The sequence below is a fragment of the Rhodococcoides sp. S146-33 genome, assembly GCF_059489205.1.
The window spans coordinates 648,130-667,306 of sequence record NZ_JCAJWY010000001.1 but is presented as its reverse complement, the minus strand read 5'-3'; the positions used below and the strand labels follow the sequence as shown (position 1 = coordinate 667,306).

The following is a 19,177-nucleotide window of genomic DNA, read 5'->3' as shown; positions in this document are numbered from 1 at the left end:
GGCTACCTATGCAAGAGGTTGGCCCCGGCGATGACGGCCCGCACGGCCGACAGGTGCGCGTCGGCATCCATGCCCATCGACCATTCGCGGCGACCGTCGTGCTCGACCTGGATGAAGGTGGCGGTCTCGTCGCCGATGATCTGCTGGTGAAACGAGAGAATCTCGACGCGGAATCCAGCATCGTGCAACATCGACGTCAGCGCCTCGATCGGACCGTAGGTCGTTGCGGCACAGGTAATGATGGTGTCGCCGATGCCGAAGGTCGCATCGAAATCGGTTCGCCCACCAGGTGCCCTACCGGCAGTCCACGACCCCAGGCGGAGCGGTCCGGTGGTGGGTGAGAAGCGTTCGATGAAGGTCGCCCACGACATGTGTTGCCAGGTGATCTCGTCGCACATGGTGCGCGGCAGCGGGCAATCGAATCGGTCGAAGAAGGGATCGGTGGCGAGAGAAGAAGCAAGTGCATTCATGGGAATGGTCTTCCGAATGTGAAGGGAGGACCGAGAGAGCACGACGACCCGCAGCGAGGGGTCGGTCCGAATCAGACCCCGCTACGGCGGCGTACTACGAGAATGCGCTTCACAACGCCGACAGTAGCCCCGACCTTTGCGGTGTCGCAAGTATCGAACGAATACTGATCTCTAGGACACGAGCTAGATGTCCGCATATATTGCACGATTCGTTGTAACTTTGGCCCCATGGACCCCGTGCGTAACCCCTACGCTCCCGGCGCCGGCCAGCGCCCACCCGAGCTCGCAGGCCGAAAGAAGCAGCTCGACGCCTTCGACGTCGTGCTCGAACGCATCACTCGCGGCCGACCGGAACGCAGTGTCGTGCTCACCGGGCTGCGGGGCGTCGGGAAGACGGTGCTCCTCAATCAGCTCCGTTCCGCAGCCATCGCGCGCGGATGGGGAACCGGGAAGATCGAGGCCAGACCCGACCAGGAATTGCGTCGACCGCTGTCCTCTGCCCTGCACATGGCGGTCCGCGGCATCGCCGCCTCGCATCGCGATCCCGAACGCGTCGACGAGTTCCTCGGAGTACTCAAGGCCTTCGCCCTGCGCTCCACGGCCGACAAGGGGATGCGCGAGCGATGGCAACCGGGCATCGACGTTCCGGCGAAGACGGGCCGCGCCGACTCCGGCGACATCGAGATCGACCTCGTGGAACTGCTGCTCGACGCCTCCGCGCTGGCCGGCGACGTGGGCGTGGGCATCGCCATCTTCATCGACGAGATGCAGGACCTCGGGCCCGCCGACATCTCCGCGCTGTGTGCCGCCTGCCATGAGCTCAGTCAGGACACCGCGCCGCTGATCATCGTCGGGGCCGGGTTGCCGCACCTACCTGCGGTGCTGTCGGCATCCAAGAGTTACTCCGAGCGCCTCTTCAGCTACCACCGGATCGGTCGGCTGGAGCGAGCCGCGGCCGACCTCGCGCTGATCGCACCGGCCGATCGGGAAGACGTCGAATTCACCCCCGATGCCCTCGACGCGCTGTACGCGGCAGCTGACGGCTACCCGTATTTCGTTCAGGCCTACGGCAAGGCGACATGGGATCTTGCGGCCGACACCCCGATCACCGTCGAGGATGTGCGCGTCGCTGCCCCCACCGCGGAAGAGGAATTGGCCGTCGGATTCTTCGGTTCCCGCTACGAACGCGCGACACCCGCCGAGCGCGAATACATGCGTGCGATGGCGGAACTATCGGTGGACGACGGATCGGTGCCGACCTCGGCGGTGGCGACCGAACTGAAGCGCAAGCCCGCGTCACTGTCTCCGGCCCGTGACGGCCTGATCAAGAAGGGGCTGATCTACTCGGCCGAGCGCGGCACCATCGCATTCACCGTGCCGCACTTCGGCCGTTACCTGCGCGCGCAGACCGACGAGCCCGCCGCAGTGTGAACTATCGGTTCGCTTGGGCTCGCTCGCCGCACAGTTGCTCGAGCTTCCGCACTGCCTTGGGGTCGGAGCGATCCACGTTGACCAGGTCTGCGTCCCCGTCGTAGAAGTCGATCAGTCGTTGGTCCATCACCCGGCGCCACAGCGGCGGAACCAGCGAGCAGAAGATCATCACGGCGTACCCGGCCGGGAGCTGCGGGGATTCGTCGACGGTACGCAGGGCCTGGTAGCGGCGAACCGGATTCGCGTGATGATCGCTGTGGCGTTGCAGGTGGTACAGAAAAAGATTGCTCCACAGGTGATCGCTGTTCCAGCTGTCCCGGTGAGTCGGTTTGCCGTATCGCCCGCTCGGCCGCTTCCGACGCAGCAACCCGTAGTGCTCGAGGTAGTTGGCGGCCTCGTACAGAACGATGGCAATGGCGGCCTGCAGCACCAGATACGGCACGATCACGGTGCCGAAGACAGCGATCAGTACGCCGAACAGGGCGACGCTCATGGCCGCGGCGTTGAACAGATTGTTGCGGTACGACCACCGCGACAGGCCTTGCCGGGCGAGGCGTCGGGATTCGAGTTTCCACGCCGAGCGCAGACCGTGCACGACGGTGCGCGGCAGGAACTTCCAGAACGACTCGCCGAACTTGGCCGATGCCGGATCCTCCGGGGTGGCGACGCGGAGGTGGTGGCCGTGATTGTGTTCGACGTAGAAGTGGCCGTACAGAGTCTGTGCCAACGTCACCTTGGAGAGCCATCGTTCGAGGCGTGCCCGCTTGTGGCCCAATTCGTGCGCGGCGTTGATACCGACTCCGCCGACGATGCCGACAGTGATGGCCAGGCCGATCCGCTCGGGAACCCCCAGGGGGCCGTGCGCCCACAGGTAGCAGGCGGCAACGAGCCCCGCGTACTGCAGTGGCAGAAACAGGTAGACGCACCAGCGGTAGTAAGGATCGTTCTCCAGCGCGGCGATGGCCTCGTCCGGGGGATTGCTGCGGTCGACACCGGCGAATTTGTCGACCAGCGGCAGTGCGATACCCATGATCATCAGACCGAGGGTCCAGAAGGCACCGGGACCGAGGAGGGTCACCAGACCCCAGGCCAGGAACGGACTCAGAGGAATAGTCAATCCCAGCGGCCACAGGTAGCGCTTGGGGTCGCGCCACCGGGGCGACGTGCTGGTGGCGGACTCGTTACGCATTCTGGATTCTTGACTCCTTGTTCGTGGCCGAACCTCGGGGTCGAGGCAGGGGGTAGTGGCGACTCACAATGACATCGTCCGCTCCGTCAGGATAGTTACTCGAGCGAATCTTTGCTCGTTCGCCGATGGGCCATCGCACGACCCGTCACCCTTGTACGGTGACCGCATGAAGCATGTCGATTCGTCGTTCGCCGGAGTCCACGGAACCCGAATCGTCTACGACGTGTGGACCCCCGAGACGGCAGCCGAGAACACTCCGACCGGCGTTGTCGTGCTGGCCCACGGTTTGGCCGAGCACGCGGGCCGGTACCGACACGTCATCGAACGGCTCTGCTCCCTCGGCCTGGTCGTCTATGCGCCCGATCATCGCGGCCACGGGCGCTCCGGCGGCAAGCGGGTGGCGCTGGCGAAGTGGTCCGACTTCACCGACGACCTGCACACGCTGTTCGGAATCGCAGCCGACGAGTACCCGAACAAGCGCACCTTTCTGCTCGGCCACAGCATGGGCGGCGCGATCGCACTGTCCTACGCCCTCGACCATCAGGCCGACCTCGATGGACTGATGCTGTCCGGCCCCGCAGTGGTCCCCAGCGTCGGGCAACCGAAAGCGCTGGTGGCGGTCGGCAAGATCCTCGGCCGCTTGGTACCGGCTGCTCCCGTGTTGAAGCTCGACCCCAACCTGGTGTCACGCGACAAGAAGGTCGTCGACGACTACGTTGCGGACCCGTTGGGCTACCACGGCAGCGTCTCGGCGGGCCTGGCCGCGGCGATGCTCGGCGTGGGCGACACTTTCCCGGCGCGCCTGCCGTCGCTGACGATCCCGGTGTTGCTTCAGCACGGAACCGCAGACGGATTGGCCGATGTCTCCGGCAGTGAACTCATCGCCGAACTGGCCGGATCCCAGGACCTGACCCTGAAGAAGTACGACGGGCTCTTCCACGAAGTGTTCAACGAACCAGAGAAGGAGCGCGTCCTCGACGACCTCATCGCCTGGCTGCGTCCGCGAGTACAGACCAGCGCTGTAAGTTCCTGACGGATCTTTTCGATGAAGGGAGTAAGGCCATGACCAGGCGAGCACTCGTATTGGGCGGCGGCGGAGTCGCAGGTATTGCGTGGCAGACGGGTGTCCTACTGGGATTGGCAGAATCCGGAGCCGACGTCACCGACGCCGAGATGCTGCTGGGCACCTCGGCAGGCTCCTCGGTGGCAGCCCAGATCTCGGGCGGTGCCACGTTGGCCGAGTTGTTCGAGCGTCAGGCAGACGAGTCGAAACAGGACGACGAGCCGCACGCCGAGGCGACCATCGACGAACTGGTCTCCATGCTGGCTCGGGCGGCCCAGAATTCGGACGGCAGTGCCATCGACACTCGACGCCGCATCGGCAGCGAGGCGCTGGTGGCGTCGACGATCACCGAGCGGGAGCGAAGGGCCATCATCGAACGACGGCTACCGTCGCACTCGTGGCCGAGCCGCGATCTGCGGATCGTCACCGTCGATGCAGTGTCCGGTCGGCATCGGGTTCTCGATCGGGGCTCGGGCGTTCAACTGGTCGACGCGGTGGCCGCGAGCTGCGCCATCCCGGGCATGTGGCCGCCGGTGACGATCGGTGATCACCGCTACGTCGACGGCGGCATTCGCGCTAGCGAAAATGCCGATCTCGCAGTCGGATTCGAGAAGGTGCTGGTGCTCAAGGTCGGTGCACTCGACCTCGAGGACGATCCCTTCGAGATCGAACGAGAGCGGTTGGTCAAGGGTGGATCGAAGGTGGAAGTGATTGCCCCCGACGCCGATTCGTCGGCGGCCATCGGGCCCGACGCCACCGATATCGCTGTTCGATCGGCTGCAGCCGTGGCCGGCCGAGCACAGGGTAATGCCATCGCAGCGCGTATCGCCGAGTTCTGGGTCTAGGGCAGCTCCTCTAGCCGAACAGTGCAGCGCCGTTGCCCCAGCACACGGCGCGAACCCAGTCGTCTCCGAGATCGAGACGGCGTACTGCATTCAGAGCGTCCAGATAGGGATACGGGATGTTGGGAAAGTCGCTGCCGAACAGAATGCGATTCTGCAGATCGAGCAGCCGAGGAAGCTCGTGTCTCGGAAATGGTGCCCCCGCCCCCGAGAAATCGGTGAATGCCATCGTGGTGTCCAGCCGAACGTTCTCGTAGCGGTCGGCCAGGTCGAGGAAGTCGACGTACTCGGGCATGCCCATGTGCGCGATGATCAACGGAAGCCCGGGGAACCGTTGCAGCAGTGCAGCAATCGGCTCCGGTCCGGTGTACGCGCCGGGTGCCGGGCCGGAACCGCAGTGGATCACCACCGGGACCTGCGCGTCCGAGAGTGCGCCCCAGACACCGTCGAGCAGTTGATCGTTCGGTGAGTAGTTGCCGACCTGGATGTGCGACTTGAAGATTCGGGCACCGTTCGTCAACGCCTGCTCGACGTACTCGACCGCACCGTCCTCGGGGTAGAACGTTGCGGTCTGCAGGCAGTCGGGCGTCCGCGCCGCGAAATCGGCACCCCAGGAGTTGAGCCACGCCGCCATCGCCGGCTTGTGCGGGTAGATCATCGAGGTGAACTTCTGCACCCCGAATCCGCGAATGATCTGCAGCCGTCGGTCTTCGGCGAAGCGATACGAAATGGGCCAGACGCTGCCCGTCAACGGCCCGGCGCTGTCGAAGTAGCTCCACACCTTGTCCATGACGTTCTTCGGCATGAAGTGGGTGTGGACGTCGAACAGGCCGGGCAACGACAGCTCGGTCCAGAAGGCGACGATGCGTTCCGTCTCCTCGAGAAGTTCGGCGTCGGAACGCGGTTGTTCAGCGTGCGACATGCGCGTCGAACCACTCGAGCGTCTTGCCCCAGGCATCGGCCGCAGCGTCCGCGTCGAACACAGCGGGGCGGTCGTCGCAGTGGAACCCATGCTTGCCCTGGGCGTAACGGGTGATCTCGGTGTCGACCGAGGCCGTTGCGGTGATCTCGCGCAACGTCTCGACGTCCTGGAACGGGATGCCCTCGTCCAGGTCTCCGAAGAATCCGTGCCACGGTGTCCGAAGTGCATCGCCTACCGAGGTCATCGCCGGATAACCGAAGCGGCCCTCCGTGATTCCGCCGCCGTAGAAGGTCGCTGCCGCTCCGAGTTGCCGTCGGACAGCGGTATGGAACGCGACAGTGCCGCCCATGCAGAAGCCGACGATCCCGATGGACGAGGGCTCGAATCCCAGTTCGGCGAGGGCACTCGCGGCCGCGTCCACGTCGGAGTCCACCTCGTCCGCCTTCAATTTGCCGATGGCGGCCATGGCCGAGTCCATGTCCGAGTAATCGAGAACGGTGACGCCGTCCTGTCGGTGGAACAGATGCGGAGCGACGGCGACCCACCCTGCGGCCGCGACACGATTGCAGACGTCGACGATGTGGTCGGTGACGCCGAAGGCTTCCTGAATGACGATGACGCCGCCGCGGGCGGTGCCTTCGGGCTGAACGACGGTGAGGGGAGTGGTGTTCATCATTCGATTGGAGCACACAACCTGTGGCGGATACCGGTAGCGGTGGCGGTTGCTGCAGTTTTGTACGGTGGCGGGCAGGGAACGATCCCGACCGAGAGGACAACTCATGCGCGCGGTACAGATCTCCAGCCTCGACGGACCCGACTCGGTGAGCGTGGTGGACATCGACGAGCCTGCCCCGCGCGATGGCTCGGTGGTTATCGAGGTCCACGCCGCGGGCGTCGCCTTTCCCGATGCGCTGCTCACCCGTGGGCTGTACCAGTACAAGCCGGAATTGCCGTTCGTTCCAGGAAGCGAGATCGCCGGAATCGTCCGGTCGGCTCCGGCGGACTCCGGTTTTTCGGCGGGCGATCGCGTCGCGGCGCTGACGGGCTTGAGCGACGGAATGGCCGAGGTCGCCGTGGTCTCACCCGATACGGTGTTCGCCCTGCCGGAGTCGGTATCGCTCACCGCAGGGGCCGGTCTGCTGTTCAACGACCTGACCGTGCACTTCGCACTACGTGAACGCGGACGGCTGGCGGCGGGCGAGACCGTGCTGGTGCACGGTGCCGCCGGCGGTATCGGAACCTCGGCGCTGCGGATGGCGCCGGTACTCGGTGCGTCCCGAGTGATTGCCGTCGTGAGCTCGGAGGCCAAGGCCGACATCGCCCGCTCCGCTGGAGCCACCGACGTCGTTCTCGTCGACGGGTGGAAGGACGCGGTCAAGGAACTGACCGGCGGCCGCGGCGTCGATGTGGTTGTGGACCCGGTGGGCGGCGACCGGTTCACCGACAGCATCCGATCGCTCGCACCGTCGGGCCGAATTCTGGTGCTGGGCTTCACCGGTGGTGAGATTCCGACGGTCAAGGTGAATCGGCTGCTGCTCAACAACGTCGACGTCGTGGGCGTGGGCTGGGGCGCGTGGTGGATGACGCGGCCGGGTTACCTCGCCACCCAATGGGCCGAGATCGAACCGCTGCTCGCCGACGGTTCGCTCGTCGCACCCGAGCCCTCTGTGTTCCCGGCCGACGATGCCGCCGCGGCCATCGCGTCACTGGAGAACCGCACTGCCGCAGGCAAAGTGGTGCTCGACTTCAGTCGCTGACGCTGTGTCGAGCTGCCGGGTCACTCCGGCAGCTCGACGCCCCTCGCCTCGGCCAGGGCGGCTATCTCGGCGGGGAAGACATTCCTGAACACGAACGGATCCGTGCCGAGTGCCCAGTCGGGTGCGAGCTCGATGGCGTATCTCTCGAAGTAGCCGAGTTGCTTGGCCACCAGGATCAACTCCTCGGGGCTCGACGTCTTGTACTGCTTTCCCATGCTCACCAGGGCCCGGATGAAGTCCGCCAGGCTGAAGTGCGCAAGGGTGGTCGAGAGCATCGGGGCGAACACCGATTGCAGTATCGCTCCGACCTCGGAATCCGAACCCATCTGCGGGGCAACGATTCCCAAGCGTTTGACCGTGCCGGCGAGCCGGGTGAAGTCGCCGTCGATCACGGTGGCGTGGAACAGGTCGAGCAGCAGTGCTCGCCACTGCTCGTCCACCTCGCCCATGACGCCGAAGTCGAGGAACGCCACTCTGCCGTCGTCGAGCACCCATACGTTGCCAGCGTGCACGTCGCCATGGAAAAGACCATGGAGCACAAGCGCTTCCATCCAGACCTTGGCTGCTCGACGGACGATGAGCTCGGACTGATCGCCGGGCTCGTAACGGTCGAGGGGGGAACCGTGCATGCGTTCCATGCAGATCACGCGACCGCCGCAGTAGTCGAGGAACACCTCGGGGGCGGTGACGTGCTCGTTGTCTCCGAACGCGCCGATGGCGGCGCGAAAGCTGTCCTGCCGCCTGGCTTCCACGGCGCTGTCGAGTTCGGCGAAGGTGGCGGCATGCAGGTCCACGATGATGGCCGACGCATTGGCGGTGGCAAAGAACGGAATGAACTTCTCCAGCCCGCGGGCGATGAGGTAGGCGATCCGTAGGTCGATCTTCATGCGGTGGTAGATGCCGCGCCGCTGCACTTTCATGACCACCTCGCGTCCGTTGTCGCGGCGCACGCACAGGTGTACCTGAGCAACCGAGGCGGACGAGAGCGGCACGTCGTCGAACGAGGAGAACAGATCGTCGATTCCGCGGCCGAGATCGGCCTCGATCACCGCGCGTGCTTGCGAGCCGGGGAACGGTGGAACCTCGTCGAGACACCGCAAGCATGTATCGGCGAGGACCTTCGGGAACAGCCCCGGTGAGGAGCCCATCAGCTGCCCGACTTTGACGAAGGTGGGACCGAGAGCGAAGAACGCGTCGACGACGGCCTCCGAGGCGTGCACCGGCCACCCGCGTCGGGGTGCCCGAACCCAGCGCCCGATCGCCACGAACTGGAAGTACGTCAACACCGAACCGATGACGATCAGCCGCAGCAGTTCTCGTATCCCGAAAGTCTTCAGTTCGGGTGGGGGCTTCGGTGTCGCGGGCTCGGGTGTGACGGGCTCGGGTGTCGTGGCGTCGGGGGTCATGCGTGCACTCCTGCGGGCAGGCGTGCGGCCGATGCTTCCAGCCGTGTCAGCAGTCGATCGAATCTCGTCTCGTCGTCCGATGCGCGCGAGAGCACCAACGCGCCTTGGATTCCGGCGACGATCTCCTCGGCGAGTTCGGCTGCCGACTCGCCGTGTCCGAGTCGGTTCAGTACCGGGGTGAGGGCTTCGATCCAGTGCGCGAAATGTGTTGCGACGCGTCCGGAGAAGGCCGCGCGCTCCAGCCCGAGCGTGAATGCCCCGAACAGGCACACCAGGCGGTTGGAGCGGAAGTAGCGGGCGGTCTGCTCGAACATCTCGTGCGTGGTCGACGCGGCATCGGTACCGTGCCGCAGCGGCTCGAACACGTTCTGGTGAAACCACTGCTCCACGTCGTCGAGGACGGCCTCGGCCATCTCTTGCTTACCGCGCGGAAAGTAGTGGTAGAGACTGCCTTTCCCCAGGCCGGTCTGCTTGCTGATGACCGCGAGAGACGAACCGTCGAACCCGTGGTCGCGGAACACCCCTGCGAGTATCGGCACCACGTCGTGGCGATCGCTCATGAGCCGGTACTGTACCAATCGGTACACGCCGGGTGTAACTGGGTTCTCGAGATCGGACCATGCCGCTGTGAAGAGAACTACCGTCCTGGCCGCCGGAGCCTTCTTGGTCGGCGGGGTGACCTATCTGGCCGCCGAAGCAGTTGCGGCGCTGGGCTGGACCGATCGGCCGTACAGCTACGCACGCAACAACATCAGTGACCTCGGGATCCCGGACATCTCACCCTGGCACCCGGTGATGAACACCGGTTTTGTGGTCGACGGCACGCTGTTCGTTCTTGCCGGCCTCGGATTGTCGGTGTTGTTCGAGGGTCGAGCTCGGTGGATCGTGCTGGGCACGTCGGTCGTGCACGGCGTCGGCAGCATCGTGGTCGGGCTCGCGCATGCTTCGGTCGACGGCGCATCGGCTCCGCATGCAGCGGGCGCAGGTATGGCGATCATCGGCGGAAACCTGGTGCTCCTGGCTGCGGGCCGTTACGGCGGCCGCGTCGGAGCACCGCGTTGGTACACGGTGGGCAGCGCCCTGGCCGGTGTCGCGGGACTGGCAGGTTTCGTGTTGTTTCTCGCCGATACCGGCATCTTGGGCGGCGGAACGTTCGAGCGCATCTCGGTCTACACCATCATCGGCTGGGAGATCGTCACCGGCGCAGCGATTCTCGCAGAGCGGCGCCTATCGAAATCTCGGTGACTCCTTGGCGAGGAAGGCGCTCACACCTTCCCGGCCGTCCATCGACTCGAACGCTTCCTCGAACACCGGTAGTGCTCGTCGTGCCGGTTCGTACGGTGATGGCCCGAACGTGAGCTCGAGTGCTCGCTTGTTGGCGTGCACCGCCGAGCGAGATTTTCCGGCAAGCGTCTGCGCCAGGTCCAAGGCCACCGACAGCGATGCACCGCGCGGTGCCACGCGATTGATCAGACCCCACTCGAGCGCCGTCTCGGCAGTGATCGGCTCGCCGAGTAGAACGAGTTCGGCCGCGCGGGCCTGACCCACTCTGCGCAGCGCCCGCATCGCCCCGCCGCTACTGGGGATCACGCCGAGGTCGATCTCCGGTAGCCCGAGTCGAGCTCCCGCATCGGCGACGACGAAATCGCAGCACAGCGCCATCTCGAGTCCGCCGCCCAACGCGAATCCGTCCACCGCAGCGACCGTCGGCAGCGGCAGGTCGGCCAGCAGATCGAGCGTGGCGTTCTCGAAGGTGCTCTTGCGTGCGAGTACGTCACCGGCGCTCTGCATCTCGGGCATTTCGGAGATGTCCGAACCGGCGCTGAACACCCGCTCGCCGGTGAGAACCACCGCTCGAACGGTGGCGTCCTGGGCCAGTTCTCGTAGAACGGCGTGCAGCCGCCGCGTCGCCGGTCGGGTCAGCGCGTTGACCGGTGGGTTGGTCAGCGTGATCTGTGCAACGGCCCGGTGGGGAAAGGACAGGAGGGGAGAGGACTCGGTGGGCATACTCTGAACCGTAGAGCGTTGACCAGGCGATTGGGAGACTGCCGAGATGGCATGTACCGTTGGGGACACACAGCGCGGGGTGGAGCAGCTCGGTAGCTCGCTGGGCTCATAACCCAGAGGTCGCAGGTTCAAATCCTGTCCCCGCTACGAAAATAAAACCACGGTCCTCACGAGGGCCGTGGTTTTTTCATGTGGGCCTGCGCTGCCTGTGCGATGCAACTCTTGCTCCACTCGGCAGCGACAAGTCGAGAAGACTCCGGTCCGCGACCGACAGTGGAGCATCTGTTGCAGCAGAAACGCTCAACCGTCATCCTGTGTCACTTCACCACCGCGTAGGCCTTGGTCCGAGTGGTGTCGCTGGAAGGTCCCTCAGGGCTGCAGTCTGAATTGCACGACGGCCGTGACGTTGTCGATGGCGTCGTCGAGTGCCGTCTTGCGGGCTCGGGCGTCCGGTGCCGACAGAATGTCGAGTCGATCGGACTGACCCATCGGGATCAGTGCAGCCAGCGACCAGATTTTCTCGGCGGCCGAGATCGGTAGGCTCAGAAAGTCCGGAAAGCCAGGTGTCGCAATGTTTTCGGTGGATTCGAGCTGCCCGATGAGCTCGTACAGATCCTCGACCCGAGCCCAGGTGGTGTCGAATTCGGTATCGGCAATCACCGTGTCGACGTTCTCGTCCTGCCACGGTCGTACGTCGGCCAAGGGATAGGGATCGTCGGGCAGCCAGGCGTCGATCCGGATCCGTTCGCCACCCACACACTCGAGGAGATACCTGCCGTCACCGATGGCCTCGTGCCCGATGATGTGAGCGACCGTCGCCACGTCGTGCCGAACGTCGCCGCCCCCTGCCTCGTGTCCGCGCGCGATGAGCACGACGCCGAAGCTGGGGTCTTCCTGCTTCAGGCAGTCGTGGACCAGTGCCTGGTAGCGCGGCTCGAAGATGTGCAGCGGTAAGCGTTCGCCGGGGAGCAACACGCTCCCGAGTGGGAACATCGGAATGACACTCACGGGCGGTGCAGCGGCATGACTGCCGGAGTGATCTCTTCGGACGTGTCCGTCCCCGCCGTGACACCCTTCCCCTGGCTGTTCGAGTCCAAGAATTCGTCCAGCAGGCGGAAGAAGAAGTCAGGCTCGTCGAGCTGCGGAAAGTGACCGGCATCGGGGAAAATTTCGACGCGGCTGTTGGGCACCTCGCGTCGGATGTTGTCCGCGTGTTTGGCGGGAATCATACGATCTTTTCCGCCCCACACGAGCAGAGACGGAATCGACTCGAATTTCTCGAAATGCTGCTTGGCGCTCACGGTCTGACCGCGCGGGCCCACCACTGCGCGCGTCGACGCCAGAAAGGCCTCACGAGTGGAGCGGTCGGCGACCGACCGGAACGATCGCCACGTCTCGGCCATGCTCGGACCGGGCTTGACCGGAAGGCCCCACTTGCCCAGCTGTGCCAGTGCGCCCTCGGCGTTCTTACGGAACCAATCGGATGCCAGCAGCGGGAGCACCAACTCGCTGCCGGGTAGCGTCGCGGCCTTGAGAAGGAGGCTGACCTCGGGGCCGAGGCCACCACTGCTGACCAGGGCGAGGCGATCGACCCGTTCCGGGAAGAGGTATGTCAGCTGCATGATGATGCCGCCGCCGAGAGAGTGACCGACCAGCGGAGCGGAGTCGATCTTCAGGTGATCCATCAGATCGCGGATGGTGGCCGAGTGCGAGCTCAGCGAGTAGTCACCGGACGGCTTGTCGGACTCGCCGTGCCCGAACAGGTCCGGTGCGATCACGCGGTACTTGTGCGAGAGGCGCTCGAGCTGGGGGGTCCACGATTGATGGGACCCGAGCAGACCGTGCACCAGAATCACGGGCGGACCGTCGCCGATGTCCACGTACCGCAGGACGTCCTTGTGTAGTTCTACGGACTTCAACTCGTACGGTGAACTCATTGTCGGCCTCCCTGTCGTGTAGTTCGGACCTGTCGCGCCTTCTGGCACAAACGTACAAGCTGTGCCGTCGTCGCGACAGACCGTCCTGCAGGCCGCCGAGCTTCAGCGCCCGCTTCCGACGGTGTCGTCGATGATCTTGGCCAGCTCCTCGGCCATGGGCTCGCTCAGCATGTCACCGTGATCGCCGGTGATGTCGACGAAAGTCAGTTCACCCCGAGCAACTGTCTGCCACGACCGGGCATCTTTCACGTTTTCTGCTGTGCGAACCACGGTCATGGAACCTGACCACTGAGTCGGCACGTGCTTGTTCAACGCCACGTACCCGATGCTTGCAAAGACCAACCATTCCATGGTCGTCGGATACCGCAGCAATCCGGCGAACTGCATGCGTACCCACAGTGCGGCCGTGCCGAGACGGCCGAGGTGGAAGCCCGCGTCTTCGCGTGTCTGGGCCGGTGGCGCAGCCGGAACCTCGGTACCGCCGGGCAGCTTGTCCAACAGGTGCCGGAACAGCCGAGTGTCCAGGAGCAGCAGGTGCGGAGAGCCGAGACCGCAGTCCCGGATTCTCTCGGCCATCGCGATGGCGATCCACCCGCCGAGCGAATGGCCGACCAAGTGGAACGGGCCCTCTGGCTGGACTGTGCGCATCGCGTCCACGTATCGCTTCGCGGTTCGCCGGATAGTGCGGTCCGGTAGTCCGCGCTTACCCCGGCCGTGCGCCTGCAATGCGTACACCGGATGGTCGTCGTCGATGTGCTTGACGACATTGAGGAATGCCATCGCGCCCACGCCGGCTCCGCCGATGAGGAAGATCGGAGCCTTGCTGCCCTCGGTGCGCAGCGGTACGAGTACGTCGTGTTCGCCGGAGGTGCGTCGGCGAACGGTGGCCGCGTCTCGCAGGCGGGCATCGACCGTCGCGGCAAGCGTTCGAACTGTCGTCGCTGCGAACACGTCCTCCGCCGTGAGATCGACCTTCAATCCCTCCCGTAGTCGAGCGAGCATCGCCGTTGTCGTCAGCGAGTTACCGCCCAGAGCCAGGAAGTCCTCGTCTCGGCCGATGGTGTCCAGGCCGATGGCCGCCCGCGCAGCCTCCGCCACGATGTATTCGGTCGGCCCAGCGGCTGTCCGCTCGACCCGACGATCCGCCGGCTCGGGCAATGCCATGCGATCGAGCTTGCCGCGTTCGTTGCGCGGCATCGAGTCGAGAGCGACGATATGCGTGGGCACCATCCATTCCGGGAGGGTCCGGCGCAGTGACGCTCTGATCTCGCCGACGGAGGGGCGTCTGGCGGATCCCGCCGAGCACACGTAGGCCACCAGGTCGGTGTCGGTGCCGGACTGTCTGCCGATCACCGCAGCCTCGTCGATCTCCGGCATGGCCCGCAGAGCTGCCTCGATCTCGGCCGGCTCGACCAGGTATCCGCGAACCTTGACGGCGTCGTCTATGCGTCCGGCCAGGTGCAGCGTGCCGTGTTCGTCCAGGCGCCCCAGATCGCCGGTTCGATAGCGGAACAAGCCGTCGTCGAGGGCGGCGAATCGTTCGGAATCCAGACCTGCGTCGCCGAGATAACCGTCGGCCAGGCAGTTCGACGTCACTCGGACTTCGCCGATCGCGTCGGGCACACACAACGAGCCGTCGGTGGTGACGACCTCGACGAGCTTGCCAGGAATAGGCCTTCCGGCGGGGAGGAAGCCCGTCGGCAGCGTTCGCTCCGGTGGGAACTCGCTGTAGGCGACGCCGCCGGCTTCGGTGGTCGCATACCAGTTCACCACCGTGGCACGCCCGTCGAACATTCGCCTGAAATTGTCGACGTCGTCCGAATGCAGAGACTCCCCGTACGTGGTGGCCACCCGCAGACTGGGCACGGCGGTGTGGCCGTGGTCTGCTGCCGCGATCGTGCGCAGCAGTGACGAGGAGCAGTGCAGTGTGGTCAGTGATTGTGCGGCTATCCACTCGGCGATGTCCGACGGGACACCCGACCGAGGGTCTCGGCAGTGGACCGCGGCACCGCTGAGCAACCCTGCGAAGAGCGTGTTCAACCCGGCACCGAAACTGACCGGCAGCGAATTGCCGACGCGATCGTGCGGGCCGATCGACAACGCGGTGGCAACCTCGTATGCCTTGGTCAGGCACATGCGATGGCTGAGGATCACGCCCTTGGCGGTGCCCGTCGATCCCGAGGTGTAGTTGATCACTGCGGTGTGATCACCGGACAGCGTCGGTAGTGGAACACAGGAATCCACGGTCTCGGCAACGGTGGCGGCGTCGATTGCCGTCGCATTCGCTCGTTCGATGATCGTGGCGCGCCGCTCGGCGGGAAGCATCGGATCGAGTGGCACGAGTGGGTGACCGGCGGCAACGACGGCAAGCATCAGCACGATCGATGTCGGAGTGTCGTCGGTATCGACGGCAAGCGGCCGAGAGTCGCCGGGGAAGAGGGTGGCGATCTTGCGGGCCTGCGAATAGGCGCGGTGCAGGAGTTCGTCGAAGGTGAGCGAGCTTCCGCCGACGCAGAGGGCAACGGCGTCCGGCACGGCACGTGCCACCTCCCGGTAGCGCGCCATCAGTGTGTCGCGGCTCTCGGGCCGGCACAGCGGGGCCAGGGAGGGACGGGTGGGTGCATCGATGTCCTGAACCGACATGATTCTCCTCGTACGAGCCCGACCCGCGTTGTCAGAGTTGGTTTGAGTCACCCAAACCTACTTGAAGACTGTTTTACCTCCCCAAAGGTAGACGCGTAGAACCTTTCGACGCAAGCCGAAAACCGGACATTTCACAACGATCGGGTGTCGTTGCGAAATGCCCGGTCCGGTTCGGGACTGTCAGAGGTCTGCGATTGCCTCCAGCGGCTTCGTCCGGGCCGCCCGAACCGCAGGCCACAGTGCGGCCAGTACCCCTACGACGGCCGATCCCACCAACATGGACGCAACCTGCCCCCAGGGGACAGTCATGGTTCCCAGGCCCTCGTCGCGCAGCGTTTGTACGAATCCCCAACCGAATGCGATGCCGAGGGCGACTCCCACGATCGCGCCGAACAGCGCGATGAGCAGCGACTCGAGGTAGATGATGCGGCGAACCTGTGGACGCTGCATTCCGATGGCCCGCAGCATGCCGATTTCTCGACGACGCTCCACGACGGACAGAGCCAGCGTGTTGACGATGCCGAGCACGGCGATGACGACGGCCAGCGCCAACAACCCGTACAGGACCGCAAGCAGGGTGTCGATCTGTTGTCCCTGACTGCCCTTGAACTCGTCGACGTCCTGAACCTGAACGACGACGAACGGCTTGGTGGCCGTTTCGAGGTCGGTGCGAAGTGTGTCGAGATCGGTTCCCGGCACGGCCTTGACGAGCACCAGAAGATCCGACCGCGTGATGGACGGCGTCACCTTCTCGTATATGTCGCCCGAAACGATCCAACTGCCGATCAGCGGATTGTCGGTGAACACCCCGGTGACGGTGACCGGGACCGAAGCCCCGTCGACGGTGTCGAAGGTGACCTCGGTGCCCACGGTCCACCCACGGTCGGCGGCTTCCGTTTCCGAGATCGAGAAGCCGTTACTGTCGAGGTCTGCCGTGCCCTGGACCATCGACAGATCGAACAGGCCTTCGGGCGAACCGTCGATGGCGGCTCCGAACTCTTCCTGGCCGGCGATCGTGACGAACACCGGGTGCAGAACCGCGGTGCGGTCCACGCCGTTCACCTGTTGCGCCGCCGTGGTGGCGCCGGTCGGAACACCGATCGACTGGGGGCCCGAGAGGATGTAGTCGGCCTCCACGCCGGTGTCGACGAGCGAATCGACGCTGGCCTTGGCAGTGGATCCCAGCACGCCGATCACGGTGACGAGCATGAGGCCGAGCATCAGCGCGAAGGCGGTGGCCGCGGTGCGACGCGGGTTGCGCACGGAGTTGGTCCTGGCCAGCCGTCCGATCGCACCGAACGGACGGGTGATGACGGCACCGAGTGCACCGACGATGGGCCGCGACAGAGACGGTGCGGCCAGTGCCGTGGCGACGATGAGTGCGACGGCACCGGCCCCGACCGTCGCGGCCGCGGCTCCGCCGGTCGACTGTGCGCCGATGACGAGTGCTGCCGCGCCGGCAATTCCCAGCCCGACGCCCACGAACGTCCGAGTACGCAAGGTGTCGCCGGCCGAGGCGAACTCCTCGCGCATCGCGGCGACCGGCGGAATCTTGGCTGCTCGACGCGCCGGTGCGTATGCGCTCAGGACGGTGACGATGATGCCGACGGCGAAGGCCACGGCGACGGTGCGGGGTTCGAGCGCCAATGGTCCCGACGGCAGCCCCAGATCGAACGCGTTGAGCAGCGCCCGTAGGCCGTAGGCCAACCCGACTCCGCCCGCGAAACCGAGGATGCTGCCGATGACGCCGACAACGAGTGCTTCGAGTACCACCGAACGGCTGACCTGGCCGCGGCTGGCTCCGATGGCTCGCAGCAGTGCCAGCTCACGGACTCGCTGGGCAACGATCATCGAGAACGTGTTGTAGATGATGAACGTGCCGACGAGCAGTGCGATTCCGCCGAAGGCGAGCAGGAAGTAGTTGATGAACGACAGGGCCGACTCCACCTCGGCCTGGGTCTCTTCTTGCACGTCTGCGGCGGTCTGCACCTTCAGGCCGGGGAGCGCCGCGGAAATCTCGTCCCGCAGATCGCTCTGGGTGAGCCCCTGCGCGGCGAGATCGTTGCCTGCAACGTCGATGTACTGCACATGGGCACCGTCGGTGAACAACTCGTTCGCCTGGCTCTGAACGAACTGGAGTCCGATGAAACCGCCGGATTCGGTTGCGGTGGAGTAGATCCCGGAAATCGTGATGTCGGTGATGCCCTTGGACGGCACGAGCACCTGGGTGGCGTCGCCCACCTTCAACCCGGCGCGATCGGCACCACCGGCATTGATCGCGACCTGCCCCGGAGCGGTGGGGGCCGAGCCGTCGACGAAGGTCGTCGCGTCGCCCAGTCGTTGGTCTTCCGGCAGGTAGGACTCACCGATGGTCGGTGCCCCGCCCGATTGAACGGCGGCACCGTCGGTGCCGAGCAGCACGATTTGCCCACTGACATACGGGGACACGGCGCGTACGTTCGGCAGGGCCGAGATCGCGGCGATGTCCTCGTTGGGCACCCCGCTCGAGCGGGCGTCCTCGGGGCTCACGCGAACGTCTGCGCCCTGCGCAGTATCGGCGAACAACGAGGAGAACGTGCGTTGAAGTGTGTCGGTGAAGACGAACGAACCCGCGACGAACGCGGTGCCGAGGACGACGGACAGAACCGTCAGCGCCAGCCGAACCTTGTGTGCAGCAAGGTTTCTCAGGGAGACCTTACGCATCGGATTGCCCGCCGGCTTGGATCGAGAACGCGTGTTGGAGACAGAATGCGCCATTATCGGACCGTCTCCAGCTTCTTCATCCGCTCGAGTACGGCGTCGGCCGTGGGCGAGTCCAGCTGATCGATGACGGCACCGTCGGCGAGAAACACGACGCGGTCTGCGTAGCTGGCTGCGCGTGGATCATGGGTGACGATCACGACGGTCTGGTCGAATTCGTCTGCGGCAGTGCGCAGAATCGACAGCACCTCGCCGGAGGATCGGGAGTCCAGGTTGCCGGTCGGCTCGTCGCCGAACACGATGTCGGGTCGGCCGGCCAGCGCACGGGCGCACGCCACTCGCTGCTGCTGTCCGCCCGAGAGTTCGCTGGGGCGGTGATCGAGACGGTCGCGGAGGCCGAGTCGGTCGACGACGGTGTCGAGCCACCCCTGATCGGGAGCGCGACCCGCGATGTCGAGTGGCAGGGTGATGTTCTCCAGCGCGGTCAGCGTGGGCACCAGATTGAACGCCTGGAACACGAATCCGATTCGGTCCCTGCGTAATCCGGTCATCTCCTTGTCGGAGAGCGCCGTCAGCTCGGTGTCTCCGATGGTCACCGTGCCCGACGATGCAGTGTCCAATCCGGCCAGGCAATGCATCAGAGTGGACTTGCCCGAACCCGACGGGCCCATGATGGCGGTGAATTCTCCGCGAGCGAACTCGACGCTCACCCCGGACAGTGCGTGCACCTGGGTGTCCCCGGAACCGTAGACCTTCGATACGTCGACCGCGCGTGCGGCAATGTCGCTCATGCGAGCCAGTGTTCCAGCG

The 19,177-nt window shown here is 65.2% G+C and carries 17 protein-coding genes and 1 tRNA gene; 6 read left to right on the top strand and 12 right to left on the bottom strand.

Features of this window, described 5'->3' with window-relative positions; translation table 11 throughout:
* Window positions 1–2: 2 nt before the first annotated feature.
* Window positions 3–470: an alpha-isopropylmalate synthase regulatory domain-containing protein gene (locus tag AC5WEY_RS03170; protein ID WP_495644648.1), complete on the bottom strand. Its 468-nt coding sequence runs from the start codon at window positions 468–470 to the stop codon at window positions 3–5.
* Window positions 471–698: 228 nt separating this feature from the next.
* Here AC5WEY_RS03170 and AC5WEY_RS03165 point away from each other — a divergent pair, with 228 nt between their 5' ends.
* The gene (locus tag AC5WEY_RS03165) at window positions 699–1,901 is read left to right on the top strand and encodes an ATP-binding protein (protein WP_032378585.1); all 1,203 of its coding nucleotides are present in this window, start codon (window positions 699–701) and stop codon (window positions 1,899–1,901) included.
* Window position 1,902: 1 nt separating this feature from the next.
* Here AC5WEY_RS03165 and AC5WEY_RS03160 read toward each other — a convergent pair whose 3' ends face one another.
* The gene (locus AC5WEY_RS03160; RefSeq protein WP_495644647.1) at window positions 1,903–3,090 is read right to left on the bottom strand and encodes an alkane 1-monooxygenase; all 1,188 of its coding nucleotides are present in this window, start codon (window positions 3,088–3,090) and stop codon (window positions 1,903–1,905) included.
* A gap of 166 nt (window positions 3,091–3,256) precedes the next feature.
* Here AC5WEY_RS03160 and AC5WEY_RS03155 point away from each other — a divergent pair, with 166 nt between their 5' ends.
* Both AC5WEY_RS03155 and AC5WEY_RS03150 read left to right on the top strand, forming a co-directional pair.
* The gene (locus tag AC5WEY_RS03155) at window positions 3,257–4,123 is read left to right on the top strand and encodes an alpha/beta hydrolase (RefSeq protein ID WP_057476833.1); all 867 of its coding nucleotides are present in this window, start codon (window positions 3,257–3,259) and stop codon (window positions 4,121–4,123) included.
* Window positions 4,124–4,152: 29 nt separating this feature from the next.
* Entirely contained in the window at window positions 4,153–4,998 is an 846-nt protein-coding gene (locus AC5WEY_RS03150) for a patatin-like phospholipase family protein (RefSeq protein WP_057476834.1), read from the top strand.
* Window positions 4,999–5,008: 10 nt separating this feature from the next.
* Here the strand turns inward: AC5WEY_RS03150 and AC5WEY_RS03145 are convergent, their stop codons facing one another.
* Window positions 5,009–5,917, bottom strand: coding sequence for an amidohydrolase family protein (locus AC5WEY_RS03145; protein WP_495644646.1), 909 nt, complete (start codon window positions 5,915–5,917; stop codon window positions 5,009–5,011).
* Complete coding sequence (locus tag AC5WEY_RS03140; protein ID WP_495644645.1) at window positions 5,904–6,590, bottom strand: dienelactone hydrolase family protein; 687 nt, start codon at window positions 6,588–6,590, stop codon at window positions 5,904–5,906. The genes AC5WEY_RS03145 and AC5WEY_RS03140 overlap by 14 nt, the downstream gene beginning before the upstream one ends.
* A 106-nt stretch (window positions 6,591–6,696) precedes the next feature.
* Between AC5WEY_RS03140 and AC5WEY_RS03135 the strand changes: the two genes are divergently transcribed.
* The gene (locus AC5WEY_RS03135) at window positions 6,697–7,674 is read left to right on the top strand and encodes an NADPH:quinone oxidoreductase family protein (RefSeq protein WP_495644644.1); all 978 of its coding nucleotides are present in this window, start codon (window positions 6,697–6,699) and stop codon (window positions 7,672–7,674) included.
* A gap of 20 nt (window positions 7,675–7,694) precedes the next feature.
* On the opposite strand, the gene AC5WEY_RS03130 is transcribed toward AC5WEY_RS03135, so the two are convergent.
* Both AC5WEY_RS03130 and AC5WEY_RS03125 read right to left on the bottom strand, forming a co-directional pair.
* Window positions 7,695–9,080: an ABC1 kinase family protein gene (locus AC5WEY_RS03130; RefSeq protein ID WP_495644643.1), complete on the bottom strand. Its 1,386-nt coding sequence runs from the start codon at window positions 9,078–9,080 to the stop codon at window positions 7,695–7,697.
* Entirely contained in the window at window positions 9,077–9,640 is a 564-nt protein-coding gene (locus AC5WEY_RS03125) for a TetR/AcrR family transcriptional regulator (RefSeq protein WP_495644642.1), read from the bottom strand. Before AC5WEY_RS03125 ends, AC5WEY_RS03130 begins: the two co-directional genes overlap by 4 nt.
* A gap of 67 nt (window positions 9,641–9,707) precedes the next feature.
* On the opposite strand from AC5WEY_RS03125, the gene AC5WEY_RS03120 reads away from it, so the two are divergent.
* Complete coding sequence (locus AC5WEY_RS03120) at window positions 9,708–10,325, top strand: DUF998 domain-containing protein (RefSeq protein ID WP_495644641.1); 618 nt, start codon at window positions 9,708–9,710, stop codon at window positions 10,323–10,325.
* Here AC5WEY_RS03120 and AC5WEY_RS03115 read toward each other — a convergent pair.
* The gene (locus AC5WEY_RS03115) at window positions 10,308–11,087 is read right to left on the bottom strand and encodes an enoyl-CoA hydratase/isomerase family protein (RefSeq protein ID WP_495644640.1); all 780 of its coding nucleotides are present in this window, start codon (window positions 11,085–11,087) and stop codon (window positions 10,308–10,310) included. The genes AC5WEY_RS03120 and AC5WEY_RS03115 overlap by 18 nt on opposite strands.
* Before the next feature lie 73 nt (window positions 11,088–11,160).
* On the opposite strand from AC5WEY_RS03115, the gene AC5WEY_RS03110 reads away from it, so the two are divergent.
* Window positions 11,161–11,234, top strand: a tRNA-Met gene (locus tag AC5WEY_RS03110).
* A gap of 222 nt (window positions 11,235–11,456) precedes the next feature.
* Here the strand turns inward: AC5WEY_RS03110 and AC5WEY_RS03105 are convergent.
* From AC5WEY_RS03105 to AC5WEY_RS03085, 5 genes are all read right to left on the bottom strand, one after another.
* Window positions 11,457–12,095, bottom strand: a complete 639-nt coding sequence (locus AC5WEY_RS03105; protein ID WP_057476841.1) for an LON peptidase substrate-binding domain-containing protein — start codon at window positions 12,093–12,095, stop codon at window positions 11,457–11,459.
* A complete protein-coding gene (locus AC5WEY_RS03100; RefSeq protein ID WP_495644639.1) occupies window positions 12,092–13,024 on the bottom strand; it encodes an alpha/beta fold hydrolase in 933 nt (310 codons plus the stop codon). The genes AC5WEY_RS03105 and AC5WEY_RS03100 overlap by 4 nt, the downstream gene beginning before the upstream one ends.
* 102 nt (window positions 13,025–13,126) lie before the next feature.
* Window positions 13,127–15,667, bottom strand: coding sequence for an alpha/beta fold hydrolase (locus AC5WEY_RS03095; RefSeq protein WP_495644638.1), 2,541 nt, complete (start codon window positions 15,665–15,667; stop codon window positions 13,127–13,129).
* Between the two features lie 180 nt (window positions 15,668–15,847).
* Window positions 15,848–18,370 carry an ABC transporter permease gene (locus tag AC5WEY_RS03090; RefSeq protein WP_495645513.1) on the bottom strand — a complete coding sequence of 841 codons (2,523 nt, stop codon included), beginning with the start codon at window positions 18,368–18,370 and terminating at the stop codon, window positions 15,848–15,850.
* A gap of 53 nt (window positions 18,371–18,423) precedes the next feature.
* Window positions 18,424–19,158 carry an ABC transporter ATP-binding protein gene (locus tag AC5WEY_RS03085; protein ID WP_057476844.1) on the bottom strand — a complete coding sequence of 245 codons (735 nt, stop codon included), beginning with the start codon at window positions 19,156–19,158 and terminating at the stop codon, window positions 18,424–18,426.
* Window positions 19,159–19,177: the final 19 nt, after the last annotated feature.